A 24924-nucleotide genomic window follows, 5' to 3' on the forward strand; every position below is an offset into this window, starting at 1 on the left:
CGGGACGGCTACGGTTGGCGGCATGGAACGGAGCGCGCAGCGGCTTGGCCGGGCACTCGTGGTGATCGTGGACGACCGGGTGGCCCACAAGGAGCACGAGGACACCGTGGGACCGCTGGTCACCGAGTTGCTGGAGGAGGCGGGCTTCATCGTCGACGGCGTGGTCGTCGTCGAGGGCGAGACCGTCGCCATCCGCAACGCGCTGAACACCGCGGTGATCGGCGGCGCCGACCTCGTCGTCACCGTCGGCGGCACCGGTGTTTCCCCCCGCGACGTCACCCCCGACGCCACCCAGGGCGTGCTGGACCGCCCGATCCCCGGCATCGCCGAGGCCCTGCGCTCCTCCGGCATCGCCGCGGGTGCCGTCGACGCGGGCATCTCCCGGGGCCTCGTCGGCGTCTCCGGCAGCACCCTCGTGGTCAACCTGGCGGGCTCCCGCAGCGCCGTCCGCGACGGCATGGCCACCCTGTCGTCCCTGGTGCCCTACGTCATCGGGGAACTGTCCGGCCTCTGAGGCGCGGTGGGCCGGGCCCGGGCCCGGCCACCCGTCCCAGCGACTCGCACACGCCTGGCGCACCCCGTTGTGCGCCTGGCGTCTGCTCCCGGTCCCGCGTCCGCGCGACCCGCGGTCACCCGATCAGGTGCCGTGGTGCGGCGGGCGGTTGCGCTCGTACCAGTCGTCCGCCTCCGGCGGCGCCGGGTCGCGCTCGTCGGAGGTGGTGTCGGGCAGGACGTCGCCGAAGATCTCCGCCAGTGACGGCTTGCGCCGCGCCCGCGGCGCAGCCCCGCCCGTCGCCGCGGACGGACGCCCCCCGGCGCCTTCCGGTGTCACCGCGCCGCTCGACCCGGCCGCACCGCTCGGCTCGGCTGTCCTACCCGGCTCGACTGCACTGCTCGACTCGACTGCACCGCTCGACTCGGCCGTCCCGCCCGGATGTGCCGCGCTGCCCGGCTCGGCAGCACCGTCCGGCTCCGATCGACGGCCGGGCTCGCGGGGGTCGTCGGGCACGTCAGCGGGCGTCCGGCTTGGGGGCCGGGGCGGCGCTGGGGGCGGTCTGCTGGCGGAGCAGGTCGCGGATCTCGATGAGCAGCTCGATGTCGGTCGGCCGGGCGGGGCCGGGCTCCTCACCGCGCTTGCGGCGGTCCTGGATCTTCTTGATCGGCATGACGATCACGAAGTAGACGACCGCGGCCACCAGCAGGAAGTTGATCGCGGCGTTGATGATCGACGCCACGTCCACGTAGGTGGACTCCTTGCTGCCGACGATGCGGAAGCCCAGGCCCTCGGCCATCTTCGTGCCGCCCACCGAGTTGATCAGCGGCTTCATGATCCCGTCGGTGAACGAGGTGACCACGGAGGTGAACGCGGCCCCGATGATCACCGCCACCGACAGCTCGATGACGTTGCCGCGCATCAGGAAGTCCTTGAAGCCCTTCAGCACGCTGCTCTCCGTTCTCTTCTGCGGTGCGGACCTATCGGAGGGTAACCGTGACCGGACCGCGCAACGACACCGCGGCGACCTCGTGCGCGGCGGTGCGGGGCAGGCCGAGCAGCAGCAGCGGACCGGTGTCCGGTTCATCCGGCCGGACGGCCAGCACCACCGCGTCGTCGGCCACCACCCGGGCGGCCGACGACGCGTCCGCCGGGGCCACGACGTCCACACGGGACCCCGGGCGCAGCAGCGCGGACAGGGCGGGGTCGGCGGGGCGCACCGGCACCGCGGCGGCACCGGGCCCGGCGGCCAGCGCCGTGCCCTCCGGGCCGACGAGCCGCACCCGGGTCAGGGGTTCCCCCGCCGCCGCGGCACCCGCGAGCACCTGGCCCGCGACTTCGGCGGGCTCGGCGAGGGCGCCCTCCGGCCGCAGGTCCGGGGGCGCGCGGACGACCCGCACGTCTTGTGGTGACAGCGCCGCGCCCGCCGCCAGGGCGTGCGCGGCCACCAGCACCGGCACGGTCTCCGGGGCGGAGCGCGGCCACAGCGCGGTGACGGCGGCGGCGATGGCGAGCAGGGCGGCCAGCGCGCGGCGGGCGGTCAGCGGCAGGCGCGGGAGTGCGGTGGGCAGGCGCATCGGGGCTCCCCGGGCGTCGGAGGTGTGGTGCCTTCGACGCTAGGGAGGCCCGGGGGCGCGGCCAAGGAGGGCCGCCGGGCTGTGGACAACTCCGGGGTCACCCGGATGGGCGACCTGTGGACACAGCCCGGGCAGCCGGGGTCAGGAGGCCTTCGCCGCGCTCGACGAGGACGACGAGCCGGTGCTCGACGAGCTGGAGGAGCTGGTGGAGGACGTGCCTGCCGACGAGCCCGACGTGCTCGACGACCCGGACGTGGTCGACTCCGACTTCGACGACCCCGAGCCCGCGGAGTCCGAGGAGCCCGAGTCGGACTTGCCCGCGGGGGTGCTGCTCGACGAGGACGACCGGCTGTCGTTGCGGTAGAAGCCGCTGCCCTTGAAGACCACGCCCACCGAGCCGTAGAGCTTGCGCAGCTTGCCGCCGCACTGCGGGCACTCGGTCAGCGAGGCGTCCGAGAACGACTGCACCGCCTCGAAGCGGTGGTCGCAGGCCGTACAGGCGTACTGGTACGTGGGCACGGGTCCCTTCCTCCCAAACTGGCACTCGACGCTGGAGAGTGCTAACGAATTGTGCGCCACCTCGCACGCCGAGCGCAAACCCCCCGGCGGCAGGTCACATCAGCGCAACCTGAGCAGCCCGCGCCCCGGGGTCAGCACCGCGGTCATCCGCACGTCGTGCTCCTCGGCGGGCAGCACGTCGAACAGCTCGGGGTCGCGCACCACCGCCACCAGCGGGGTGTCCGGGGAGATCGCCGCCAGCGACCGGTCGTAGTACCCGGCGCCGCGGCCGAGCCGGTTGCCCGCCCGGTCCACCGCCAGCGCGGGCACCAGCACCACGTCGGCGATCCGCAGCGCGAACTCGCCCAACCGCTCCCCGATCGGCTCGCGCAACCCGTAGGGCCCCGGCCGCAGGTACTCCCGCCCGTCGTACCAGCCCCAGTCCAGCGGACCCCGCCCGCTCACGATCGGCAGCAGCACCCGCACCCCGGCCTCGGCCACCTCGTCGAGCATCTGCACCGACCCCGGCTCCGACCCGATCGGCACGTAGGCGCACAGCGTCTGCCCCCCGCGCACCACCCTGCCGCTGGTCAGCTGGGCGGTGAGCTGCATGGCCTCGGTGAAGCGGGTCGTGGCGGGCACCCGGCGGCGGTTGGCCAGCAGGGCGCGGCGCCACTGGTCCTTCGACCACGCTCGCGTCGCTTCGAGATCGTTGCCCGGGCCTGCCACGCCCCTGAGGTTAGGCTCTGAGTCCATGAGCGCGTCCACCGCATTCTCCACCGCCATCGTGCCCGCAGCCGGGCTGGGCACCCGATTCCTGCCCACCACGAAGGCGGTGCCGAAGGAACTGCTCCCGGTCGTGGACACCCCCGGGATCGAGCACGTGGCCGCCGAGGCCGCGGAGGCGGGCGCGTCGCGCCTGGTCATCGTGACCTCGCCGGGCAAGGAGGCGGTCGCCGACTACTTCGCGCCGCAGCCGGAGCTGGAGGCGACGCTGGCCGAGCGGGGCAAGGACGCGCTGCTGGCCAAGGTGCGCCGGGCGCCCGCGCTGCTGGCCGTGGAGACCGCCACCCAGGCCGAGGCGCTGGGTCTGGGCCACGCCGTCGGCTGCGCCGAGCCGAACCTGCGCCCCGAGGACGAGGCCGTCGCCGTGCTGCTGCCCGACGACCTGGTGCTGCCCACCGGCGTGCTGGCCAGGATGGCGCAGGTGCGCGCGGAGAAGGGCGGCACCGTGCTATGCGCCTTCGACATCCCCAAGGAGCAGATCTCCGCCTACGGCGTGTTCGATGTCGAGGACACCGGCGACGAGGACGTCAAGAAGGTCAACGGCATGGTGGAGAAGCCGCCCGCCGACCAGGCCCCGTCCACCTACGCCGCCGCGGGTCGCTACCTGCTCGACCGGGCGATCTTCGACGCGCTCAAGCGGATCACCCCCGGCGCGGGCGGCGAGCTCCAGCTGACCGACGCGATCGCCCTGCTGATCACCGAGGGCCACCCGGTGCACGTGGTGGTGCACCGCGGCGGGCGCCACGACCTGGGCAACCCCGGCGGGTTCCTGCGCGCCGCCGTGGACTTCGCCCTCGACGACCCGGACTATGGCCCCAGCCTGCTGGAGTGGTTGCGGGCGCGGATCAGCCGGTAGGGGCACCGAGGACAGTACGGGGACGAGCGGATGAGGTCAGTCGACGAGCAACTCGCCAGGGCGCTGGCGGCCGCGGTGCGACCCGCGCCGGTGCGGGTCGCCATCGCGGAGGCGCAGGGCCTGCTGTGCGCGGAGGAGGTCGTGGCCGAGCGCTCGCTGCCCGGCTTCGACCAGGCGGCGGTGGACGGGTACGCGGTGCGCAGCATCGACACCCAGCCCGCGGCCGACGGCGCCGAGGTGCAGCTGCCCGTGGTCGGTGAGATCGCCTCCGGGTCCCGCCAGCCGCGCAGGTTGCAGCCCGGGCAGGCCGTCCGGGTCGCCACCGGCGCCCCGCTGCCCACCCTGGCCGACGCCGTCCTGCCGCTGGGCTTCACCGACGGCCACCACGCGAAGGTCACCGTGCACACCCCGGTGCCGTCGGCGGGCTACGTCCGGCGCACCGGCGAGGACGTGCAGACCGGCGACGTGGCCGTGCGCCGCGGCGCGGTGATCGGCTCCGCGCAGGTGGGCCTGCTCGCCGCGGTGGGCCGGTCGAAGGTGCTGGTCTACCCCAGGCCGCGGGTGTCGGTGATCTCCGTGGGCGACGAGCTGGTCGACGTCGACCGCAGCCCCGGCCAGGGGCAGGTCTACGACGTCAACTCCTACGCGCTGGCCGCCGCGGCCAGGGACGCGGGCGCCGAGGTGAACCGGGTCGGCATCGTCAGCACCGACGTCAAGCGCTTGCGCGAGGTGGTCGAGGGCAGGCTGGCCCAGTCCGAGGTCGTGGTGATCGCGGGCGGGGTCGGCGGCGAGGTGGCCGAGGAGATCCGGTCGGCCATCTCCGAGCTGGGCGACGTCGACATGACCAGGGTGGCCATGCACCCCGGGTCGGTGCAGGGCTTCGGGCGGCTGGGCCCGGACGCGGTGCCGACCTTCCTGCTGCCGGGCAACCCGGTGAGCGCGCTGGTGGTGTTCGAGGTCGTGGTGCGGCCGCTGATCCGGGCCGCCCAGGGCAAGCGCAACCCGCACCGGCGGGTGGTCAGCGCGCGGCTGCTGTCGCCGCTGACCTCCACCAAGGCCCGCCGCGGCTTCCTGCGCGGGCAGCTGCTGCGCGACGAGGCCACCGGCGAGTACCTGGTGCAGCCGCTGGGGATGTCCGGCACGCACCTGCTGACCTCGCTGGCCGAGGCGAACTGCCTGATCCTGGTCGACGAGGACACCGTGGAGGTCGCCGTCGGGCACGAGGTGCAGGTCAGCTTCCTGGCGCAGCGTGGATAACCAGCACCCCCTCGGCCGCCACCCCGGCTGGCCCGCCAAGCTCGGCCCGCTGCGGGTCAAGGCCGGTCAGGTCGCCCTCCGCCCGCCCCGGCTGCTCGACGGCGGGGCGTGGAGCCGGGCCCGCCTGCGCGACCAGGCGCACCTGGAGAACTGGGAGCCCACGGCGCCGGGCACCTGGGCCGACCGCAACGCGCCCTTCGCCTGGCCGGGCCAGTGGTCGGCGCTGCGCTCGCTGGCCCGGCGCGGCATGTCCCTGCCGTTCGTGATCACCGTCGACGGCGAGCTGGCGGGGCAGCTGACCGTGGGCAACGTCGTGCGCGGGTCGCTGTGCTCGGCGTGGGTGGGCTACTGGGTGGCGAGCACCGCGGTGTCGGGCGGCGTGGCGACGGCGGCGGTGGCCCTCGCGGTCGACCACTGCTTCAGCCGCGCGGGCCTGCACCGGCTGGAGGCCACCGTCCGCCCGGAGAACGGCCCCAGCCTGCGGGTCCTGGCCAAGCTCGGCTTCCGCGAGGAGGGGTTGTTCCGGCGCTACCTCGACGTCGCCGGGGATTGGCGCGACCACGCCTGCCTGGCGCTGACCACCGAGGACGTGCCGAACGGCCTGGTCAACCGGCTGGTCGCGGACGGCGGCGCCGCCTGGGCGTGAGCCGGGCCACTGGCGAAAGTTAATTGTTTGTCCAGAACCGTTACGGGGAATGGTCCACCTCCGACAACCCGAACGGGTGAGTAGCTCCGGCGCGCCTCCGCCACGCGTGTGACTGTTGTGACTAACGTGGCTCACGAAGTCCTCGGAGCGGTTCAGGGGAGGTGCCGGGCATGCCGAGTTCTCTGATCGTGGTCGCCCTCGTGGTCGCGTGGCTCGTCGTGCTCGTCCCGATGGTCGTGCGCAAGCGCCAGGAGATCGCCAGGACGGCGGACTCCGCGCTCGCGGCGCGCGTCGTGCGCAGCGGCGCGGCGGCCCCCGACCACCCCGCGGCGGAGGAGGGCAGGCCCGTGACCGCGCTGGAACCCGAGGACGACGGCTTCACCTACACCGACGACTTCTCCGACGACCCGGCCGAGGACGAGCCCCCCGCGCACCCGCGCAGGCACCGCCCCGGCCGCGGCGGCTTCGACCCGGAGGCGGCCGCCCGCGCCGCGAAGGCCAAGTACGCCTTCCGCCAGCGCGTCGTGCTGCTGATGATCCTCGCCGCCGTGCTGACCCTCGTCGGCGCCATCGCCCTCACCGGCCTGCTGTGGTGGGCCCACGGCCTGCTCGACGCCGCCCTGGTCGGCTACCTGAGCTACCTGCGCCGCCAGGTCCGCATCGAGGAGGACATCCGCCAGCGCCGCCAGGCCAGGATGACCGCCGCCCTCGCCGCCCGCCGCTCGCACGCCCACCCCGTCGAACCCGAGGACACCGACGACGAGGCCGACGACCCCGACTCCGAGTACGAGGAACCCCGCCGCACCCCCGTCCAAGCCGTCCCCCGAGCCGTCCACCCCGGCGCCACCGCCGTCGACCTCGACGACGAAGACCCCTGGTTCGACGACCTCGACGACGCCCCGTCCCTCCCCTACCGCCGCGCCGTCGGCGAGTAGGACCCCCGGTTTCACCCCGGTGCTCGCCCCCTGATACTCTTTGCGAGCACCACCAAGGGGCTGTAGCGCAGTTGGTAGCGCGTCTCGTTCGCATCGAGAAGGTCAGGGGTTCGATTCCCCTCAGCTCCACGCACGACGGGCGATCCGTGTCCACGGAAAACGTGGACCTGGGTCGTCCGTTTTTCGTTCTGGGGGGCGACCCCCCAGACCCCCACGGTGCGGTGGGTGCGGAACCAGCGTGAAGGCCAGGGGAGTGGGTGCGGCTGCGCCGCGACAGGTGGTGCGGCTGCGCCGCGACAAGTGGGTGCGGCGTTGGGTGGGATGAGTGGGCGAGGTGGGGTGGGGTTGTTCTGGAGGTAAGGGGCTACGGGAGTGGCGGCCCGGCTACCCAGGTGCTCGATGGGGTGGTTGTGCTTGGTCGGGGGAGGCGATCATGTGCTACCCAAACGGGACGGGCGGGCGTCTTTTCAGCCCGCCTTTTCCCGCCCGACAGCACATGATCGCCGCAGGGGCCCCGACCAAGCGCAACCACCGCATCGAGCCGCACCAAGAAATCGCGGGCTTTTCCGATCGGCTGGAGGTCGATGAGCCGACCGGACTCAGGGTGTGCGTAGGCGGTTTCGGTGGGCTGTGGCTTGGGGGCGGCGGGGGTCGTAGCGGGGGAGGGTGTCGAGGAGGGTTTCCCAGACTTCCAGGTCTTCCGCGGCCGCGGGGTTGTGGGCGTAGGTCCACAGGTCCTCGGCGTCGCCCGCGGTGAGGAGGGTTTGGCGGAGGGCTGCTTCCAGTTCGTTGCGGTGGTCCCGGATCAGGGGGGCGTCGGAGCGGGGGAGCAGGGGGCCCGCTGCGGCGGCTGTGCGGAGGTCTGTCCGAAGCAGGTTCGGCAGGTCCAGGAAGTCGGCGTGCACCTCGGCGGCCAGGCGGTACGGGCGGGTCTTGATGACGTCGTTGCCCAGGGCGGTGCGGAGGCGGTGGACCTCGGCCCGCGCGGTGACGGGGTTCCCGGTCTCGCCGTGCAGGGCCAGGGTCAGCTGTTCGGCGGTCATGCCCGCCGGGTTCAGGGCCAGGGCGGTCAGGATCTCGGCGTGGCGGGGGGACAGCGGCTGTTCGCGTCCGTCCACTGTGACCACCGGGTGGGTGGCGCCGAGGAAGCGCAGGCGGAGGGCGGGCTTGCGGGGGGCCACCCGGGTGCCGCCGGAGAGGCGGAACAGGTAGCCCTCCTCCAGCTCCTCCAGCACCCCCTCGCGGCCGTCCGGCAGGGACAGGGCGCCGGGGCGGGTGGTGAGGCGCTCGGGGAGGCGGTCGCAGGACTCCATGGCGATGACGCGGCCGGTGGGGGAGAGCAGGGCGGCGCCGCGCAGGCCGAGCAGGTGGGGGAGGTTGCGCCTGCGCAGCTGCTCGTCGCGCGCGGTCATCCGGACGCGCAGCTGGCCCTCGGCGAGCTGGGCGGCCGCGGTGACCAGGGCGAGGGTGGCCGGGTGGCGGGTGCGCAGCGGGCCGGTGACGTCGATGGCGCCGAGCACCGCGCCGGTGTCGGGGTCGTGCACCGGGGCGGCGGCGCAGGTCCAGGCGTGGATGGTGCGCACGAGGTGCTCGGCGGAGTGGATCTGCACCGGGCGGTCGACGGCCAGGGTGGTGCCCATGGCGTTGGTGCCCATGGCGTCCTCGCTCCAGCTGGTGCCCTCGGCCAGGCCCACGCTGTCGGCGAGGCGGCAGACGTCGGCCTGGCCCTCGCGCCAGAGGATGCCGCCGTCGGCGTCGGTGACGATCATCAGGTGCATGGCCTCGTCGGCGATGCTGACCAGGGTGGAGCGCAGGACCGGCAGCACCTCGGCCAGCGGGTGCGCCGCGCGCCGCTCGCGCAGCTCGTCGGCGGCGTAGACCAGCGGCGGGACGTGGCCGTCGGGGTCCACCCCGCCCGCCAGCGACCGGCGCCAGGAGTCCGACACGACCGCGCGCGGCTGCGCGGGGGCTGGTCCCCCGCTGAGCACGGCGTCGTGCACGCGCGCCATCAAGCGCGCGTACTCCTCGGGATCTGTCATCCCCTCGATGATGCGTCCCCCCTGGTCGGTCCGGCAACCGCGGGTCCGCTGCAACGTGGCTGCAACGTTGCCGACCATAACGTGTCCGGCATCACTCTCCACCACTGATGCGGGAGGCTTGGATGAGCACCTTCGCGGTCCCCGGGGCGGACGGCAGCGTCGTCAGCTTCGAGGCGAGGTACGACCACTACATCGGCGGGGAGTACGTGCCGCCCGCGAAGGGGCAGTACTTCGAGAACCCGTCCCCGGTCACCGGCCAGGTGTTCTGCGAGGTCGCCCGGGGCACCGCCGAGGACGTCGAGAAGGCGCTCGACGCCGCGCACGGCGCCGCGGCGGCGTGGGGCCGGACCTCGGCGGCGGAGCGGGCGAACATCCTCAACAAGATCGCCGACCGGATGGAGGAGAACCTCGAGGCCCTCGCGGTGGCCGAGACCTGGGACAACGGCAAGGCCGTGCGCGAGACGTTGGCCGCCGACATCCCGCTGGCCATCGACCACTTCCGCTACTTCGCCGGTGCCGTGCGCGGGCAGGAGGGCGGGATCTCCGAGATCGAGGACGGGCTGATCGCCTACCACTTCCACGAGCCGCTGGGCGTGGTCGGGCAGATCATCCCGTGGAACTTCCCCATCCTCATGGCGGTGTGGAAGCTCGCCCCGGCGCTGGCCGCGGGCAACGCGGTGGTGCTCAAGCCCGCCGAGCAGACCCCGGCCTCGATCCACGTGCTGCTGTCGTTCATCGGCGACCTGCTGCCCGCGGGCGTGCTCAACGTCGTCAACGGCTTCGGCGTGGAGGCGGGCAAGCCGCTGGCGTCCTCGCCGCGGATCCGCAAAATCGCCTTCACGGGGGAGACGACGACCGGGCGGCTGATCATGCAGTACGCCTCGGAGAACATCATCCCGGTGACCCTGGAGCTCGGCGGCAAGAGCCCCAACATCTTCTTCGACGACGTGGCGGCCGCCAACGACGCCTTCTACGACAAGGCGCAGGAGGGCTTCACGATGTTCGCCCTCAACCAGGGCGAGGTCTGCACCTGCCCGTCGCGGGCGCTCATCCAGTCCGGCATCTACGACCAGTTCCTCGCCGACGTCACCAAGCGCACCGAGGCGATCAAGCAGGGCAACCCGCTCGACACCGCCACCACGATGGGCGCGCAGGCCTCCAACGACCAGCTGGAGAAGATCCTGTCCTACATCGACATCGGCAAGCAGGAGGGCGCCAAGGTGCTCACCGGCGGCGCGCGGGCCGAGCTCGACGGCGACCTCGCGGGGGGCTACTACGTCCAGCCCACCATCTTCGAGGGCGACAACAAGATGCGGATCTTCCAGGAGGAGATCTTCGGCCCGGTCGTCTCGGTCACCCGGTTCGACGACTACGCCGACGCCATCAAGATCGCCAACGACACCCTCTACGGCCTCGGCGCCGGGGTGTGGTCGCGCAACGGCAACACCGCGTACAAGGCGGGCCGGGAGATCCAGGCGGGCCGGGTGTGGGTGAACAACTACCACGCCTACCCCGCGCACGCGGCCTTCGGCGGCTACAAGCAGTCCGGCATCGGCCGGGAGAACCACAAGATGATGCTCGACCACTACCAGCAGACCAAGAACCTGCTGGTCAGCTACTCGGACAACGCCCTCGGGTTCTTCTGATGGTCGACCGGGTCACCTACACCCCGGAGGCGGCTGAGCTGCTCCGCCGCCTCCGGGAGTCCCACGGGCCGCTGATGTTCCACCAGTCCGGCGGGTGCTGCGACGGCAGCGCGCCGATGTGCTACCCGGCGGGGGAGTTCCGCACGGGCGGCTCGGACGTGCTGCTGGGCGAGCTGGCGGTGGAGGGCGTGGCGGAGAAGGTGCCCTTCTGGATGTCGGCGTCGCAGTTCGAGTACTGGAAGCACACCGCGCTCACCGTCGACGTGGTGAAGGGGCGGGGCTCCGGCTTCTCCCTGGAGGCACCCGAGGGCGTGCGGTTCCTGATCAGGTCGCGGCTGCTCACCGAGGACGAGATGCGGGAGCTGTCGCTGCTGTGAGACCGCCCCGGTGCGGCTCGGTTGGGGCGCACCGACCACCGCACCGGGGCACCCGCGCGGGCGCGTGCGGCGCTGGTGGGAACGCGGGCCGGGGAATTACCCGGCGGGCACGTTCGTTGAGGTGGGTGCAAGGCACCGACACGAGGAGGCCCCAGTGGCAACGGTCGAGCTGACCACCGAGAACTTCGACGAGGTCGTGGGCGGTGGCGACACCGTGCTCGTGGACTTCTGGGCGTCCTGGTGCGGCCCGTGCCGCCAGTTCGCCCCGGTCTTCGACGCCGCCTCGGACAAGCACGCCGACGTGGTGTTCGCCAAGGTCGACACCGAGGCCCAGCAGGCGCTGGCCCAGGCCTTCGGCATCTCCTCGATCCCGACGGTGATGGCCGTGCGCGAGGGCGTGGTGCTCTACCAGCAGCCGGGCGCGCTGCCCGCGCCCGCGCTGGAGGACCTGATCACCCAGGTCAAGGCCGTCGACATGGCCGAGGTCAAGGCCAAGGTCGCGGAGGCGCAGGCCGCCGCCGAGCAGGCCGAGTAGCCCCCGCGGACCACCGCTCCCACCACGCGGCAGCCCCCGACCGGCCGGTCGGGGGCTGCTCCGCGTCCGGGGTGCGCCCGGCAGGTCCTAGGGTGGGCGGCATGGGGGACGCCATCGGTCGACGGCTGCTCCGGCCGGGCGTCGTCGCCGTCGTGGCGGTGGCCCTCGTCGGGTTCGCCACGCACGCGTGGCTGACCGGCCGCGGGCTCGGCGTGGACAGCTCGATCTACCGGGCGGGCGCGCTGACCTACCTGCGCGGCCAACCGCTGTACGCGCCGCTGACCACCGGTGAGCCGTGGGCGCCCGCGCTGCCGTTCACCTACCCGCCCATCGCGGCGATCCTGTTCACCCCGCTGACCCTCGTGCCCGCGCAGCTCGGCTGGGCGCTGCTGGCCGGGCTGTCGCTGGCCTCCCTGGCGGTGCTGCTGCTGGTGAGCCTGCCGCGCGGCACCGCCGCGTGGCAGGTGGCGCTGGTCGCCGCCGTCGCCGTGGTGCTGGAGCCGGTGTGGCGCTCGCTCGCGCTGGGCCAGGTCAACCTGCCGCTGGCCGCGCTGGTGGCCGTCGACGTGCTCGTGCTGCGCGGCAGGCCCGCCGCCGGGGTGCTCACCGGGGTGGCCGCGGCGGTCAAGCTCACCCCGCTGATCTTCGTCGCGCACCTGGCGCTGACCCGGCGGTGGGCGGACGCCGGCCGGGCGCTGGCCACCTTCGCCGGGCTCAACCTGCTCGCCGCGCTCGCGCTGCCCGGCGACACCTGGTCGTTCTGGACCGACGCGCTCGTCGACGGCAACGACGCCACCACCAACTCCTGGATCGGCAACCAGTCGGTGAACGGGCTGCTCCAGCGGCTCACCGGCGAGGGCGGCCCGGCCCTGCCGGTGTGGCTGGCCGTCAGCGCGGTCGTGCTGGCGCTCGCCGCGGCGGCGGTGCGCGTGCTGGAGCGCGGTGGGGACGCCCTCGGCGCGCTGCTGGTGACCGCGTTCGCCGGGCTGCTGGTGAGCCCGGTCAGCTGGACCCACCACTGGGTGTGGCTGGTCCCGCTGGCCGGGTGGCTCGTGCGGCGCGGGCACCCGCTGCTGCTGGCACCGCTCGCGGCCCTGTTCACCGGGTGGGAGTACGCGCTCACCCCCAGCGGGGCGAAGGTGGAGCTGACCTGGCACGGGTGGCAGCTGCTGCTCGGCAACGCCTATGTCCTGATCGGACTCGCGCTGGTGCCCGCGGTGGCCACCCTGGTGCTGTGCCGCCGGTCCCGGCGTGGTGAGGTGGGGGCCGACACCGGGTGAAGGAGTGGGCGCATGGCCGAGCTGACCGTGGACGTGGCAGTCGTGGGACTCGGGCCGGGCGGCGAGGCGCTCGCGGCGCGGCTGGCGGAGGCGGGGCTGTCCGTCGTCGGCGTCGAGGAGCGGCTGGTCGGCGGGGAGTGCCCGTACTACGCCTGCGTGCCCACCAAGATCATGATCCGGGCGGCGGACGCGCTGGCCGAGGCGCGCCGGGCCGGGCAGCTGGCGGGCACCGTGAGCGTCAGCCCGGACTGGGCGCCGGTCGCCGGGCGCATCCGCGACGAGGCCACCGCCGACTGGGACGACCAGGCCGCGGTCGACCGGCTCGTCGGCTCGGGGGCGCGGTTCCTGCGCGGCACGGGAAAGATCACCGGAACGGGTGAGCTGACCGTCACCGGCCCCGACGGCACCACCGTCGTCACCGCCACCAAGGGCATCGTGCTCAACACCGGCACCGCCCCGGCCGTGCCGCCCATCCCGGGCCTAGCCGACGGGCCCGTGTGGACCAACCGGGAGGCCGTGCAGGCCCTGGCGGTGCCCGAGTCGCTGGTCGTCATCGGCGGCGGGCCGGTCGGCTGCGAGTTCGCCCAGGTCTTCGCCCGCTTCGGCGCCCAGGTCACCCTGTTGCAGTCCAACGCCCGGCTGCTGCCGCAGGACGAGCCGGAGGCGGGCGAGCTGCTCGCGGAGCGCCTGCGCGCCGACGGCGTCGACGTCCGCACCGGGGTCAAGATCACCCGCGCGACCCACCACGACGGTTCGGTGACCCTCGACATCGACGGTGGCGAGCCCGTCACCGCCGCCACGGTCCTGGTCGCCGCGGGCCGCAAGACCGACATGGCCGCCCTGGGCCTGGGCGTGTACGGCCTGGACGAGTCGGCCAAGGGCCCGACCGTCGACGACCGCATGCGCGCCGCCGAGGGCCTGTGGGCCATCGGGGACATCGCGGGCAAGGGCGCCTTCACCCACATGTCGATGTACCAGGCCGCCATCGCGGGCGACGACATCCTGGGGCAGGACACCAAGGCCGACTACCGCGCCGTCCCCCGCGTCACCTTCACCGACCCCGAGGTCGGCGCGGTCGGGCTCACCGAGGCCCAGGCGCGCGAGGCGGGCCTGACCGTGCGCACCGGCACCACGCAGATCCCGGCGTCCTCGCGCGGCTTCATCCACAAGCTCGGCAACGAGGGCCTGATCAAGCTCGTCGAGGACGCCGACCGCGGCGTGCTCGTCGGCGCCACCGCGATGGGCCCCGGCGGCGGCGAGGTCCTGGGCGCGCTGGCCGTGGCCGTCCACGGCGAGGTCCCGGTGGACACCCTGCGCGGCATGATCTTCGCCTACCCCACCTTCCACCGCGCCATCGAATCGGCCTTGGCGGACCTGCGCTCCTGATGCTCGCCGCCGCCGTCCCCCTCCTCACCTGCCCCCACTGCGGCGCGGACCTCACCCTCACCGACCGCACCCTGCGCTGCCCCGCCCACCACTCCTTCGACATCGCCCGCCAGGGCTACGTCAGCCTCCTGCGCGGCGCGGCCCCCTTCACCGGTGACACCCCGGAGATGGTGGCCGCCCGCGTCGACTTCCTCGGCGCGGGCCACTACGCCCCGATCGCCTCGGCGCTCACCCGGGTGACCCCCGGCGAGGGGTGCGTGGTCGACCTGGGGGCGGGGACGGGCTACTACCTGTCCACGGTGCTGGAGTCCTTGCCCGACCGGGTGGGGTTGGCGCTGGACGTGTCCAAGCACGCCCTCCGCCGGGCGGCCCGCGCCCACCCGCGCGTGGGCGCGGTGGTGTGCGACGCGTGGCAGCCGCTGCCCGTGCGGAGCGGGTGCGCGGGGCTGGCGCTGAACGTGTTCGCGCCGCGCAACGCCCCGGAACTGCACCGGGTGCTGGGGGCGGACGGGGTGCTGGCGGTGGTGGCGCCCACGCCGCGGCACCTCGGGGAGCTGGTGGGGGCGTTGGGGCTGCTGAAGGTGGGGGAGGGCAAGCGGGAGGGGATCGACGCGAAGCTGGCTGGGTTGTTCGAGGTGGTGGGGGAGGAGTTGGTGGAGTTCCCGATGCGGTTGACGGCGGGGGAGGTGGGGGCGTTGGTGGGGATGGGGCCCAGCGCGTTCCACGGGGTGGAGGTGGGGGCGGTGGGGGACGAGGTGGCGGTGACCGCGTCGGTGGGTGTGACGGTGTATCGGAAGGCGGGGTAGCTGGCGCTGGGGCGCTACTGCCGAGGGGTCTCTGCTTGTGCAGAGGGTCCAGTGCAGAGCAGAAGATTCGGGATTTTGGGGCTGGTTGCGTCGTGCTCCGGTTCTTTGGGGAGCGAGTTGGCGGGGTGGCCGGGTGCTCGGGAGGAGTGGCTGTTGGGTGGGGGAAGAGCCGCGGGGTGGGAAGCGCGGCTGGGTGGGGGTGACCCTGGGGTCAGCGCATGGGCTTGGTGCGGTCGGCCTCGTCGATGTCCTTGCGGCGGACTATCTGGGTGACGGGGCCAGTTTCGGTGTGGCCTTCCCGGGCGAGCCAGTCGCTGAGGTCTCGGGCGACGGCCTTGAGGGTGGGGCGGTGGGCGGGGTCGGCGTCGAGGGAGGCGGTGAGGAGGCGGCGGTGGGCGCTGCCGAGGGGGAGTTGGGTGAGGGGGTCGCCCTTGGCGGCGGCCATGAGGGCTTGCATGGCGTTCTCGCGGGTGCCCCGCGGGGGGTGGCCGGTGAGGGCGTAGCTGACGGTGGCGGCCAGCTGCCAGGCGTCGGAGGAGGGGGTGGCGTTGGCGCCCGCGGCGGTCTCGGAGGCGAGGAAGTCGGGGGTGCCGACCATCATGCCGGTGGCGGTGAGGGTGGAGTCGCCCTTGGAGCGGGCGATGCCGAAGTCGATCAGGTGGGCGTTGCCCTCCGGGTCGATGATGACGTTGGAGGGCTTCACGTCGCGGTGCAGGACGCCCTTGGCGTGGGCGGCGGACAGGGCGCCCGCCATGGTGATCCAGAGGCGGGCGGCGGCGACGTCGTCGAGCGGGCCGCCCTTGGTGACGCGGTCGGCCAGGGGCTGGCCCTCGATGTACTCCATGACCAGGCCGAGGCCGTCGTGCTCGGAGACGATGTCGTACACGCGCACGCAGTTGGGGTGGTGCACCGCGGCCAGCGCGCGGGCCTCGCGCAGCATCCGCTCCTCGGTCTCGGCGTCGGGGGCGTGCGCCATCTTCACCGCGACCGTGCGGTCGAGCTGGGTGTCCACGCACAGCCACACCGTGCCGAAGCCGCCCGCGCCCAGCTGGCGGACGCGGCGGAACCGACCGCCGGAGGGCTTGATCGGCGGGGGTGGGGGCTGCTGGCCGCGCGGGGTGAACGGCAGCGGGCCCGGGTCGGCGGCCAACCGGGCCAGGGCGGCGCGGTCGGGCTGCGGCTCGGCCCTGGTCGGGGGCACCGGCGGGCGCGGGGGCTGACCGGTGGGGGGCTGGTAGGGCGGGGGGCGGCGCACCGACTGCTGCGGCGGCGGCACGTACTTCTGCACCGGCTGCTGCTGGCGCGGCGGCTGGTAGGGCGGCTGGCCCGACTGCCTGCCGGAGCGCTCCGGGGAGTCCTGCCCGGCCGCCTTGTACTGCTGCTCGATGGTCGACCAGCTGGGCGCGCCGATGACGTAGACCGGGATCAGGCCCAGCACGCTGATCGGCAGGAACCCGCCCCACAGGTAGGCCAGGGTGTTGGCCTCCACCGGCAGGCTGGCGACCACGAGCAGCGCGAACGGGATCCACACGAACCGGCTCGGCCACATCGGGCCGCGGCGGAACGCGGCCCGGGCCTGGAGCCAGACGAACAGCGCGCAGAGCACCGGCAGGGCGACCAGCACGGCCAGCCGCAGCAGGTACATCGGCAGCGCCTCGTGCGGGTAGAACAGCACCTCGTAGGCGTTGGCGCGGCCGCCGAGGTACTCCGCCTGCGAGCCGATGCACTGCTCCTCGCCGAACGAGGCCAGCTCGGCCTGCGTCAGCGGCACCGGCTCACCCCGGTGGATGGCGCCGAACACGGCGTTGACGCCGTTGAACAGCAGCCACGGGAACAGGAAGACCACCACGAACCCGATGCCGCCGAACACGCCGAGGGTCACCGGGTTGTAGGTGTTGCCGGTGCCCTTGCGGACCAGCGCGATCGCCAGCGAGGCGAGCACCGGCAGCAGCGCCACCAGCGCACCGGCCGTCGCGGTCGCCCACACCCAGTCGCCCGGGCACAGCCCGGGGCCGAAGATGCTGTGCGCGAGGGACAGCAGCGAAGCCGCTAGTTCCAGCACCGCGTCCACCAGCTCCTCTCTCGTGCGGTCGTCCCGCCCATCCGAGCAGGGCGCCGTGGTCCACGTCCCAGGGTATGTCGACCTGTGACCGGATCGCGCCGTTCGGCACCCCGTTGTCCACAGGACGCCGGACGGCCCACCCGGGTTCCGCCGACTTGTCCACAGGCCCGCGCCGGGGGTGGGCGCGCGGCCCGCGCCGGTGGCAGGGTCGGTACCAGCGAGGTCGACCCCGGTCACGGGGTTGATCCCGGTGGCAAGGTATCGAACAGGCCCCGGTGCGGAGCCCGCGGGCGCCCGGTCCCCGGACCGGGTCACGACGGCGTGAGCGGGAGGTCCCCATGGGCGGGTACGCGGAAGCGCACCGGCGGAGCCTGGCCGACCCCGAGGGGTTCTGGCTGGAGGCGGCGCGGGCGGTCGACTGGGACCGGCCGCCCACCACGGCGCTCGACGCCTCGGCCGCGCCCTTCTACCGCTGGTTCCCCGACGGGGTGCTCAACACCTGCCACAACGCCCTGGACCGGCACGTCGCCGCCGGTCGCGGCGACCAGGTGGCGCTGGTCTACGACTCGCCCGTGACCGGCGCCAAAGCCCGGTTCACCTACGCCGAGCTGCTGGACCAGGTCGCGCGGTTCGCCGGGGTGCTGCAGGGCCTGGGCGTGGTCAAGGGCGACCGGGTCGTGGTCTACATGCCGATGGTGCCGCAGGCCGTGGTCGCCATGCTGGCCTGCGCGCGGCTGGGCGCGGTGCACTCGGTGGTCTTCGGCGGGTTCGCCCCGCGCGAGCTGGCCGGGCGCGTCGAGGACGCCAAGCCCAAGGTCGTCGTGGCCGCGACCTGCGGGGTCGAGCCCACCAGGGTCGTGGAGTACCGGCCGATCATCACCGCGGCGCTGGAGCTCACCGAGCACCAGCCCGAGCGGGTGGTGCTGCTCCAGCGCGAGCAGGCCAGGACCGAGCCGCTGCCCGGCGACCTGGACTGGGACGAGGCGATGGCGAGGGCCACCCCGGTCGGCTGCGTCCCGGTCGCGGCCACCGACCCGCTCTACGTCCTCTACACCTCCGGGACCACCGGCAAGCCCAAGGGCGTCGTGCGCGACAACGGCGGGCACGCGGTCGCGCTGGCCTGGTCGATGGCCAACGTCTACGACGTCGGGGCCGGTGAGGTGATGTGGACGGCCTCCGACGTGGGCTGGGTCGTCGGCCACTCCTACATCGTCTACGGCCCGCTGCTGGCCGGGGCGACGACGGTGCTCTACGAGGGCAAGCCGGTCGGCACCCCGGACGCGGGCGCCTTCTGGCGGGTGATCTCCGAGACCGGCGCCAAGGTGCTGTTCACCGCCCCCACCGCGTTCCGGGCCATCAAGCGGGTCGACCCGGAGGCCGCCGAACTGGGCAACCACGACCTGGGCGGGTTCCAGGCGCTGTTCCTCGCCGGGGAGCGGCTGGACCCGGAGACCTACCACTGGGCCTCGGAGAAGCTGGGGGTGCCGGTGGTCGACCACTGGTGGCAGACCGAGACGGGGTGGCCGATCTGCGCGAACCCGCGCGGGCTGGAGCCGCTGCCGCTCAAGCCGGGGTCGCCGAGCGTGCCGGTGCCCGGCTACGACGTGCGGGTGCTCGACGCGTCCGGCGCCGAGCTGCCCGCGGGCGAGGAGGGCGCCATCGTCGTCACGCTGCCCCTGCCGCCGGGCGCGCTGCCGACGCTGTGGGGCGACGACCAGCGCTTCCGCGAGTCGTACCTCAGCGCGTTCGACGGGTACTACCTCACCGGCGACGGCGGGTTCATCGACGAGGACGGGTACGTCTTCGTCATGGGCCGCACCGACGACGTGATCAACGTCGCGGGCCACCGGCTGTCCACCGGGTCGATGGAGGCCGTGCTGGCCGCGCACCCCGCGGTGGCCGAGTGCGCGGTGATCGGCGTGCACGACCAGCTCAAGGGGCAGCTGCCGCGCGGGTTCGTGGTGCTCAAGGCCGGGGTGGAGGTCGACCGGGAGCAGCTGCGCGCGGAGCTGGTGGCCGCGGTGCGGCGGGAGATCGGGGCGGTGGCCGCGTTCCGGGACGTCTCCGTCGTCGACGGGCTGCCCAAGACCAGGTCGGGCAAGATCCTGCGCAAGACGATGCGCTCGATCGCCGACGGCCGCGACGAGCCGGTGCCCTCCACCATCGAGGACCCGGCCGTGCTCGACGCGCTGCGCGGCGTGCTGCGCGGCGGCCCCACGCCGTGACGCCGACCCGGACGGAGGTGCCCGGTGCACCGCAGGCAGGTCGACTCGACGGTGATCGCCTCGATCGCCTACGACGCGACGACCGGCACGCTGGAGGTGGAGTTCCACAGCGGGCGGGTCTACCGCTACCTCGACGTGCCCAAGCAGCTGTACTGGCGGTTCGCCTCCGCGGACAGCTGCGGCACCTTCTTCAACGAGGAGGTCCGCGACCGGTTCACCGAGGAGAAGGTGCGCTGAGCCCACCCCCGGACCCGGCTCGGTGGACAGCCGGGCCGTTCCCCGGGCACCCTGGGGTGGACGGCGACCCGACGAGCAGTGAAGGGCCGAGGCGAGGACCCGAGGTGGACACGCGACCCCCGCAGGACGGACGAGACCCCCGCGCACCGCGCCCCCGCCCGCCGCGCGGGCCGTTCGACGCGCCCGACCCCGAGGCCCCCACCCAGCTCGGCATCGACCCCGACGCCGTCCCGCGCATCCGCAGGCCGCGCACCAAGGTGCTCCCGGTCGAGCAGCGCCGCGGCCCCGACCTGGCCGCCTACCTCGGGTTGGCGCTGATGGTCCCGGCGTCGATCAGCAGCCTGGTGGTGATGGCGCTCATCGGATCGATCGCCTGGCCCGCGCAGGCCTGGGTCATCCCGGTGCTGTGGGTGGTGTCGGGCGCGGTCGTCCTCATCCCCGCGTTCGACTCGCTGCTCGCGCGCAGGCTGTTCTCGATGCGCGAGCCCTCCGCCCGCGACCTGCAGCGGCTGGAGCCCGCGTGGCAGTCGGTGTGCCGGACCGCCGGGGTCAACCCGGACCGCTACCGGCTGTGGATCGAGGGCTCGCAGGGGCTGAACGCCTTCGCCGCGGGCGGGCGGACCGTGGCCGTCACCCGCCGGGCGCTGGAGCTGCCGCCGCCGATGCTGGAGGCCGTGCTGGCGCACGAGCTGGGCCACCACGTGCACGGGCACGCGCGGGTGTCGCTGCTGGGCTGGTGGTACTCGCTGCCCGCCCGCGGCGCGATCCTGCTGGTGGGGCTGGTGGCCAAGGGCATCCTGGCCGTGGGGCGGTCGTTCTCCCGGCACGGCGGGGCGGCCGTGGCGCTCGCCTCGGTGCTGCTGGTGCTGCTGCTGGCCGCGGCCGTGGTGTTCCTCAACCCGTGGCTGCTGCTGATCCCGGTCATGGCGCCGGTGATGGCGGCCGTGGCGCGGGCGGGGGAGTACCGGGCTGACCAGGCCGCCGCGTCGCTGGGGTACGGGGTGGCGTTGCAGGACTTGTTGAAGGGGTGGGTCGCGGGGTCCGGCGGGGAGAAGCGGACCTGGCGGGCGCGCGTGTTGGCGTCGCACCCCGCGGCGGTGGACCGGGTTCGTCGTCTGCGGGGGTGACGAGGGGTCGGCTCGCCTTCGGCTTCGGTGTTGAGCATCGGGCTTCGCCCGATCTTCCCGGGATTCGGGGGGCGGGCTCGATGCGGTGGTTGCGCTTGGTCGGGGCCCCTACGGCGATCATGTGCTGCGGGCGGGGAAAAGGCGGGCTGGAAAGACGCCCGCCCGTCCCGTTGGGTAGCACATGATCGCCTCCCCCGACCAAGCACAACCACCCCATCGAGCAGGGGCTTGGCCGGGCTTCCTGCTGCGTGGGGTTTGCGTTGGGGGAAAGGCCGAGGGGTGGGATTGGGGAGCGGGCTGTTGGTGATGGGGGTTAGCGGAGGGCGAAGGTGCGGCGGTATTCCTGGGGGGCCACGCCGACGTGCTTCTGGAAGTGGTGGCGCATGAGGGCGGCGGTGCCGAAGCCGGTGTGGTCGGCGACCTCGTCGAGTGTGAGGGCGGTGTCCTCCAGGAGGCGGCGGGCGTGGAGGACGCGTTGGGTGGTGAGCCACTTGAGGGGGGTGGTGCCGGTCTCGGCGACGAAGCGGCGGGCGAAGGTGCGTTCGGACATGGTGGCGCGCTTGGCGAGGTCGGCGACGGTGTGGGGAGTGCGCAGGTTCTGCTGGAGCCACGTGAGGACGGGGGCGAGGCTCTCGGCGTGGCACTCCGGGACGGGGAGGTCGATGAACTGGCGCTGGCCGCCGTCGCGCTGCGGGGGGACGACCATGCGGCGGGCGATGGTGGTGGCGGCCGCGGAGCCGATCTCGCGGCGGACCAGGTGCAGGCAGGCGTCGATGCCCGCGGCGGTGCCCGCGCTGGTGATGATGCTGCCCGCGTCGACGAACAGGACGTCCGGGTCGATGGCGGCGGCGGGGAAGCGGTCGGCCAGTTCGGCGGCGTGGCGCCAGTGGGTCGTGCAGGCCAGGCCGTCGAGCAGGCCCGCGGCGCCGAGGACGAAGGCGCCGCTGCACACCGACAGCAGGGTGGCGCCCCGGGCGTGCGCGCGGCGCAGGGCGTCGAGGACCGCGGGTGGGTACTCGTCGCGGACGGTGGCGGCGGGCACGCCGATCAGGTCGACGTCCGCCAGCGCGTCCAGCCCCAGGTCCGGGACCACCCGCAGGCCGCCGGTGGTGCGCAGGGGGGCGCCCGGGACCTCCCCGACCACGCGGAAGTCGACCAGCGGGACGCCCTCGTCGCGGCGGTCGATGCCGAAGACCTCGCAGAGCACGCCGAACTCGAACGCGGCGAAGTCGTCGATGAGCAGGGCGGCGGCGGAGCGGAGCATGCCGACAGCGTAGGTGGCAGGATTTTGCGGGGCAAGGTCGGTCCTGCCACTGGTGGCAGTATTTGATTCAGCGGAGCATTGCTGCCATGACTCCGGTACTGCTCTCCCTCGCCCTGTTCGCCCTGGTCCTGTGGCTGCTCAGCCGCGCGGACACCGACCTCACCCGCGCGCCGCTGGCGGGCCCGACCCACCTGGAGGACCGCGACACCGCCCGCGTGGTGGCCGAGCTGCGCAGCCGCGAGCCCCGGCCCGCGCCGCCCGCGCCCGCCCACCGCCGCCCGGTCAGCGCCAGGACGGCAGCCACAGCTCGGCCTGCCACCGGCTCTCGGTGATCGGGTCGCCGTTGAGCACCGGCCACAGCCAGGCGAAGTTGGCCACCACGGCCCCGACGTACAGCGCCACCAGCAGCAGCCCGGTGCCGCGCCGCTCCACCCCGGCGCGCGCGGCGCCGAGCACCTGCCCCAGGCACAGCGTGATGCCCAGGACCAGGAACGCCGCCATCGGCGTGGCGTAGAAGAAGTACATCTGCCGGTCGAGGTTGAGGAACCACGGCAGCAGGCCCGCCAGGTACGCCACCGCCACCGCGGCGAAGCGCCAGTCCAGCCGGAACACCGCCCGCCACAGGCTCCACCCGAGCATCGGCAGCGACAGCCACCACAGCGCCGGGGTGCCGATGAGCATCGTCGCGGACACGCAGCGGGTCTCCCCGCAGCCGGTGGTGCTGCCCTCGTAGTAGTAGAGCATCGGCCGCAGCCCCATCGGCCACGTCCACGGCTTCGACTCCCACGGGTGCTGCTGGCCGGGCTTGGTCTTGAGGTCCTCGTGGAAGGCGAGCACGTGGTCGTGGTACTGCAGCAGCGACCCGAAGGCGCCCTTGACCACCGCCAGCGGGCTCGACCCGTAGGTCTCCACCAGGTGCCGGTCGACGCCGGTCTCCGAGCCGAACCACGCCCACCAGGTCGACAGGTACGCCAGCGCGGCCACCGCGACCAGCGCCCACAGGCCGGGCAGGGTGTCGCGGACCAGCCCGCCCTTCCACGGCTTGCGCACCCCGGCCGAGCGCCGGGCCAGCACGTCCCAGAGCACCGTGAGCAGGCCGAACGCGGCGATGAAGTACATGCCCGACCACTTGACCCCGCAGGCCAGGCCGAGCAGGACCCCCGCGGCCAGCCGCCACCAGCGGATGCCCAGCCGGGGCCCGGTGCCCGCCAGCAGCCACCCGCGCACCCCGGTGGTCCACCGGTCCTCGGTGGCCCAGCCCTGCTCGACCGCGGTGGCCAGCCGCGCCCGCACCTGGTCGCGGTCGACCAGCACGCAGGCGAAGGCGGCGAGCACGAAGAAGGCCAGGAAGATGTCGAGCATCCCCATCCTGGACTGGAGGTGGGACACCCCGTCGGAGATCAGCAGCACGCCCGCGACCGCGCCGAGCAGCGTCGAGCGGGTCAGCCGCCGGGCGATGCGCACCACCAGCACGACCATCAGCGCCCCGCACAGCGCCGCGGTGAACCGCCAGCCCCAGCCGGAGTAGCCGAACAGCTGCTCGCCGAAGGCGATCATGGTCTTGCCCAGCGGCGGGTGGACGGTCAGCTCGTAGCCGGGGTTGTCCTCGAACCCGCCGTTGCGCAGCATCTGCCACGCCTGCGGGGTGTAGTGCTTCTCGTCGAAGACCGGCGTGCCGTTGTCCGTCGGTGACCCCAGGTTCTGGAACCGCACGATGGCGCCGATGACGCCCAGCACGGCGGTCACCAGCCACCCGCGCAGCCGGTCGGCGGGCATCGGCCTGCCCAGCAGCCGCTCCCGCGGCCCCTCGGTGCCGCCGGGGGACTGCGCCGGGTCCGGCGGGGGGACCCGACCGGCGGTGTCCTCGACTAGGAGCGCGCTCACGCCCGGGATGGTAGGCGCCGCGGTGTGCGGTTGGTGTCGGACCGGCGCGAGCGGCCCGGAATCCACTGATCGTGTAGTTGTTCGCCCTGCTCAGAGGCGGTAGCAAGGAGTGCGGCGGTAGTAGGCGCGACGAAGACGGGGTGCGGGGTGCCTCCTGGACGTCCCACGATCAGGTCGCGGCAGGTCGCGGGCGAGCTGCGCAGGCTGCGCAAGCAGGCGGGCCTGACCACCGGGGAGGTGGGGGCCCGGCTGGGCCTGTCGCAGGCCAAGGTGAGCCGGGTGGAGACCGGCAGCTCCGGCCTGCGCATCCCGGACGTGGAGGCGATGCTCGGGCTCTACCGGGTGCCCGCCCCGCGCCGGGTGGAGATCCTGGAGCTGGTGCGCCAGGCGGCCGAACCGGGGTGGGCGCAGGTGCACGGACGGGGGCTGCCCGAGCAGTGGCAGGCGCTGGTGGACTGGGAGTCCCGGGCGAGCGGGCTGCGCAACTTCCAACCGCTGATCGTCCCCGGCCTGCTCCAGACCGCCGACTTCGCCCGCGCGGTGGTGCGCGGCACCGCCCCCGGCCCGCTTTCGCCCGCCGAGCTCGACGGCAAGGTCGCCGCGCGGCTGGCCCGGCAGGCGGTGCTCAGCCGCGAGCACCCGCCCCTGCTGCACGCCGTGCTCGGGGAGTGGGCGCTGCGGGTGCCGGTCGGCGGGCCCGCGGTGCACCTCGGGCAGCTGCGGCACCTGCTGGAGGTGGCCCGCCGCCCGCGCGTGGTGCTCCAGGTGGTGCCCGCGGCCACCGAGGCGCACCCGGGCCTGGAGGGCTCGTTCGTGCTGATGGACTTCCCCGCCGACCCCACGGTGGCCTACACCGAGCACCGGGCGCGCAGCGTGTTCCTGGACGAGCCCGAGGACGTGGAGGTGTTCCGGCTGGCCTGGCAGCGCATCGTCGCGCACGCCTGGACCCCGGAGCGGTCGACGGCGTTCATCGCGGAGCTGGCGGGGGTTCCCGGGTAGGGTCCCGGG

Annotated in this window: 25 protein-coding genes, 1 tRNA gene and 1 pseudogene; 18 read left to right on the forward strand and 9 right to left on the reverse strand. The window is 73.8% G+C overall.

Annotation, left to right across the window (positions count from 1 at the left end):
• Positions 1-22 precede the first annotated feature (22 nt).
• Complete coding sequence (locus BJP25_RS28940; protein WP_075978159.1) at positions 23-514, forward strand: MogA/MoaB family molybdenum cofactor biosynthesis protein; 492 nt, start codon at positions 23-25, stop codon at positions 512-514.
• 123 nt (positions 515-637) lie between these two features.
• Here the strand turns inward: BJP25_RS28940 and BJP25_RS28945 are convergent, their stop codons facing one another.
• The 3 genes from BJP25_RS28945 to BJP25_RS28955 all read right to left on the reverse strand — a co-directional run bounded on the left by BJP25_RS28945 (position 638) and on the right by BJP25_RS28955 (position 2070).
• Complete coding sequence (locus BJP25_RS28945; RefSeq protein ID WP_075978160.1) at positions 638-832, reverse strand: hypothetical protein; 195 nt, start codon at positions 830-832, stop codon at positions 638-640.
• Between the two features lie 178 nt (positions 833-1010).
• A complete protein-coding gene (gene mscL, locus BJP25_RS28950; RefSeq protein WP_075978161.1) occupies positions 1011-1442 on the reverse strand; it encodes a large conductance mechanosensitive channel protein MscL in 432 nt (143 codons plus the stop codon).
• 31 nt (positions 1443-1473) lie between these two features.
• Positions 1474-2070: an SAF domain-containing protein gene (locus BJP25_RS28955; RefSeq protein ID WP_233158324.1), complete on the reverse strand. Its 597-nt coding sequence runs from the start codon at positions 2068-2070 to the stop codon at positions 1474-1476.
• A gap of 181 nt (positions 2071-2251) precedes the next feature.
• Between BJP25_RS28955 and BJP25_RS36630 the strand changes: the two genes are divergently transcribed.
• Positions 2252-2434, forward strand: coding sequence for a hypothetical protein (locus BJP25_RS36630; protein ID WP_456318650.1), 183 nt, complete (start codon positions 2252-2254; stop codon positions 2432-2434).
• Positions 2435-2448: 14 nt separating this feature from the next.
• Here the strand turns inward: BJP25_RS36630 and BJP25_RS36635 are convergent.
• Positions 2449-2649, reverse strand: a pseudogene (locus BJP25_RS36635) (FmdB family zinc ribbon protein); the annotation flags it as partial.
• A 39-nt stretch (positions 2650-2688) separates the two neighbouring features.
• Positions 2689-3297: a 5-formyltetrahydrofolate cyclo-ligase gene (locus tag BJP25_RS28965; protein ID WP_075978163.1), complete on the reverse strand. Its 609-nt coding sequence runs from the start codon at positions 3295-3297 to the stop codon at positions 2689-2691.
• Positions 3298-3322: 25 nt separating this feature from the next.
• Here BJP25_RS28965 and BJP25_RS28970 point away from each other — a divergent pair, with 25 nt between their 5' ends.
• The 5 genes from BJP25_RS28970 (at position 3323) to BJP25_RS28990 (ending at position 7177) form a co-directional block, all read left to right on the forward strand.
• Positions 3323-4210: a UTP--glucose-1-phosphate uridylyltransferase gene (locus tag BJP25_RS28970; RefSeq protein ID WP_075978164.1), complete on the forward strand. Its 888-nt coding sequence runs from the start codon at positions 3323-3325 to the stop codon at positions 4208-4210.
• Positions 4211-4240: 30 nt separating this feature from the next.
• Positions 4241-5467: a molybdotransferase-like divisome protein Glp gene (glp, locus tag BJP25_RS28975; RefSeq protein ID WP_075978165.1), complete on the forward strand. Its 1227-nt coding sequence runs from the start codon at positions 4241-4243 to the stop codon at positions 5465-5467.
• On the forward strand, positions 5460-6113 hold the full coding sequence (locus tag BJP25_RS28980; protein WP_075978166.1) for a GNAT family N-acetyltransferase: 654 nt from the start codon (positions 5460-5462) through the stop codon (positions 6111-6113). Before glp ends, BJP25_RS28980 begins: the two co-directional genes overlap by 8 nt.
• Positions 6114-6283: 170 nt before the next feature.
• On the forward strand, positions 6284-7048 hold the full coding sequence (gene sepX, locus BJP25_RS28985) for a divisome protein SepX/GlpR (protein WP_075978167.1): 765 nt from the start codon (positions 6284-6286) through the stop codon (positions 7046-7048).
• A 56-nt stretch (positions 7049-7104) separates the two neighbouring features.
• Positions 7105-7177, forward strand: a tRNA-Ala gene (locus BJP25_RS28990).
• A 470-nt stretch (positions 7178-7647) separates the two neighbouring features.
• Here BJP25_RS28990 and BJP25_RS28995 read toward each other — a convergent pair.
• On the reverse strand, positions 7648-9087 hold the full coding sequence (locus BJP25_RS28995; RefSeq protein WP_075978168.1) for a helix-turn-helix domain-containing protein: 1440 nt from the start codon (positions 9085-9087) through the stop codon (positions 7648-7650).
• A 122-nt stretch (positions 9088-9209) separates the two neighbouring features.
• Here BJP25_RS28995 and exaC point away from each other — a divergent pair, with 122 nt between their 5' ends.
• The 6 genes from exaC to BJP25_RS29025 all read left to right on the forward strand — a co-directional run bounded on the left by exaC (position 9210) and on the right by BJP25_RS29025 (position 15117).
• A complete protein-coding gene (gene exaC, locus BJP25_RS29000; protein ID WP_075978169.1) occupies positions 9210-10733 on the forward strand; it encodes an acetaldehyde dehydrogenase ExaC in 1524 nt (507 codons plus the stop codon).
• On the forward strand, positions 10733-11110 hold the full coding sequence (locus BJP25_RS29005; RefSeq protein WP_075978170.1) for a DUF779 domain-containing protein: 378 nt from the start codon (positions 10733-10735) through the stop codon (positions 11108-11110). Before exaC ends, BJP25_RS29005 begins: the two co-directional genes overlap by 1 nt.
• Positions 11111-11264: 154 nt before the next feature.
• On the forward strand, positions 11265-11645 hold the full coding sequence (gene trxA / locus BJP25_RS29010) for a thioredoxin (RefSeq protein WP_075978171.1): 381 nt from the start codon (positions 11265-11267) through the stop codon (positions 11643-11645).
• Between the two features lie 101 nt (positions 11646-11746).
• Positions 11747-12925 (forward strand): glycosyltransferase 87 family protein, encoded by a 1179-nt coding sequence (locus BJP25_RS29015; RefSeq protein ID WP_084794670.1) that lies wholly within the window; start codon positions 11747-11749, stop codon positions 12923-12925.
• 12 nt (positions 12926-12937) lie between these two features.
• Positions 12938-14311 carry a dihydrolipoyl dehydrogenase family protein gene (locus BJP25_RS29020; protein ID WP_075978172.1) on the forward strand — a complete coding sequence of 458 codons (1374 nt, stop codon included), beginning with the start codon at positions 12938-12940 and terminating at the stop codon, positions 14309-14311.
• Positions 14311-15117, forward strand: a complete 807-nt coding sequence (locus BJP25_RS29025) for a putative RNA methyltransferase (protein ID WP_075978173.1) — start codon at positions 14311-14313, stop codon at positions 15115-15117. The genes BJP25_RS29020 and BJP25_RS29025 overlap by 1 nt, the downstream gene beginning before the upstream one ends.
• 211 nt (positions 15118-15328) lie before the next feature.
• Here the strand turns inward: BJP25_RS29025 and BJP25_RS29030 are convergent, their stop codons facing one another.
• Positions 15329-17179 carry a serine/threonine-protein kinase gene (locus BJP25_RS29030; RefSeq protein ID WP_198943644.1) on the reverse strand — a complete coding sequence of 617 codons (1851 nt, stop codon included), beginning with the start codon at positions 17177-17179 and terminating at the stop codon, positions 15329-15331.
• A gap of 338 nt (positions 17180-17517) precedes the next feature.
• Between BJP25_RS29030 and BJP25_RS29035 the strand changes: the two genes are divergently transcribed.
• The 3 genes from BJP25_RS29035 to BJP25_RS29045 all read left to right on the forward strand — a co-directional run bounded on the left by BJP25_RS29035 (position 17518) and on the right by BJP25_RS29045 (position 20768).
• Positions 17518-19404, forward strand: coding sequence for a propionyl-CoA synthetase (locus BJP25_RS29035; protein WP_075978174.1), 1887 nt, complete (start codon positions 17518-17520; stop codon positions 19402-19404).
• A gap of 24 nt (positions 19405-19428) precedes the next feature.
• Complete coding sequence (locus tag BJP25_RS29040; RefSeq protein WP_075978175.1) at positions 19429-19641, forward strand: KTSC domain-containing protein; 213 nt, start codon at positions 19429-19431, stop codon at positions 19639-19641.
• A gap of 104 nt (positions 19642-19745) precedes the next feature.
• Entirely contained in the window at positions 19746-20768 is a 1023-nt protein-coding gene (locus tag BJP25_RS29045; RefSeq protein ID WP_233158325.1) for a M48 family metalloprotease, read from the forward strand.
• A gap of 313 nt (positions 20769-21081) precedes the next feature.
• Here BJP25_RS29045 and BJP25_RS29050 read toward each other — a convergent pair whose 3' ends face one another.
• Complete coding sequence (locus BJP25_RS29050) at positions 21082-22032, reverse strand: helix-turn-helix domain-containing protein (protein WP_075978176.1); 951 nt, start codon at positions 22030-22032, stop codon at positions 21082-21084.
• An 86-nt stretch (positions 22033-22118) separates the two neighbouring features.
• Here BJP25_RS29050 and BJP25_RS29055 point away from each other — a divergent pair, with 86 nt between their 5' ends.
• Positions 22119-22364 (forward strand): hypothetical protein, encoded by a 246-nt coding sequence (locus BJP25_RS29055; protein WP_075978177.1) that lies wholly within the window; start codon positions 22119-22121, stop codon positions 22362-22364.
• Here the strand turns inward: BJP25_RS29055 and BJP25_RS29060 are convergent.
• Positions 22315-23916, reverse strand: coding sequence for a dolichyl-phosphate-mannose--protein mannosyltransferase (locus BJP25_RS29060; RefSeq protein ID WP_075978178.1), 1602 nt, complete (start codon positions 23914-23916; stop codon positions 22315-22317). The two genes, BJP25_RS29055 and BJP25_RS29060, sit on opposite strands and share 50 nt — an antisense overlap.
• Before the next feature lie 147 nt (positions 23917-24063).
• Here BJP25_RS29060 and BJP25_RS29065 point away from each other — a divergent pair, with 147 nt between their 5' ends.
• Entirely contained in the window at positions 24064-24915 is an 852-nt protein-coding gene (locus tag BJP25_RS29065; RefSeq protein WP_075978179.1) for a helix-turn-helix domain-containing protein, read from the forward strand.
• Positions 24916-24924 lie beyond the last annotated feature (9 nt).

This window comes from Actinokineospora bangkokensis (genome assembly GCF_001940455.1).
Classification (GTDB): Bacteria; Actinomycetota; Actinomycetes; order Mycobacteriales; family Pseudonocardiaceae; genus Actinokineospora; species Actinokineospora bangkokensis.

What these genes read in the sequence shown, in the direction of transcription:
- BJP25_RS28940 (WP_075978159.1), top strand. Translation starts at nt 23, where the DNA reads ATGGAACGGAGCGCGCAGCGGCTTGGCCGGGCACTCGTGGTGATCGTG.
- BJP25_RS28955 (WP_233158324.1), bottom strand. Translation starts at nt 2,070, where the DNA reads ATGCGCCTGCCCACCGCACTCCCGCGCCTGCCGCTGACCGCCCGCCGC.
- BJP25_RS28970 (WP_075978164.1), top strand. Translation starts at nt 3,323, where the DNA reads ATGAGCGCGTCCACCGCATTCTCCACCGCCATCGTGCCCGCAGCCGGG.
- glp (WP_075978165.1), top strand. Translation starts at nt 4,241, where the DNA reads ATGAGGTCAGTCGACGAGCAACTCGCCAGGGCGCTGGCGGCCGCGGTG.
- sepX (WP_075978167.1), top strand. Translation starts at nt 6,284, where the DNA reads ATGCCGAGTTCTCTGATCGTGGTCGCCCTCGTGGTCGCGTGGCTCGTC.
- BJP25_RS28995 (WP_075978168.1), bottom strand. Translation starts at nt 9,087, where the DNA reads ATGACAGATCCCGAGGAGTACGCGCGCTTGATGGCGCGCGTGCACGAC.
- exaC (WP_075978169.1), top strand. Translation starts at nt 9,210, where the DNA reads ATGAGCACCTTCGCGGTCCCCGGGGCGGACGGCAGCGTCGTCAGCTTC.
- BJP25_RS29005 (WP_075978170.1), top strand. Translation starts at nt 10,733, where the DNA reads ATGGTCGACCGGGTCACCTACACCCCGGAGGCGGCTGAGCTGCTCCGC.
- BJP25_RS29015 (WP_084794670.1), top strand. Translation starts at nt 11,747, where the DNA reads ATGGGGGACGCCATCGGTCGACGGCTGCTCCGGCCGGGCGTCGTCGCC.
- BJP25_RS29020 (WP_075978172.1), top strand. Translation starts at nt 12,938, where the DNA reads ATGGCCGAGCTGACCGTGGACGTGGCAGTCGTGGGACTCGGGCCGGGC.
- BJP25_RS29025 (WP_075978173.1), top strand. Translation starts at nt 14,311, where the DNA reads ATGCTCGCCGCCGCCGTCCCCCTCCTCACCTGCCCCCACTGCGGCGCG.
- BJP25_RS29035 (WP_075978174.1), top strand. Translation starts at nt 17,518, where the DNA reads ATGGGCGGGTACGCGGAAGCGCACCGGCGGAGCCTGGCCGACCCCGAG.
- BJP25_RS29050 (WP_075978176.1), bottom strand. Translation starts at nt 22,032, where the DNA reads ATGCTCCGCTCCGCCGCCGCCCTGCTCATCGACGACTTCGCCGCGTTC.
- BJP25_RS29055 (WP_075978177.1), top strand. Translation starts at nt 22,119, where the DNA reads ATGACTCCGGTACTGCTCTCCCTCGCCCTGTTCGCCCTGGTCCTGTGG.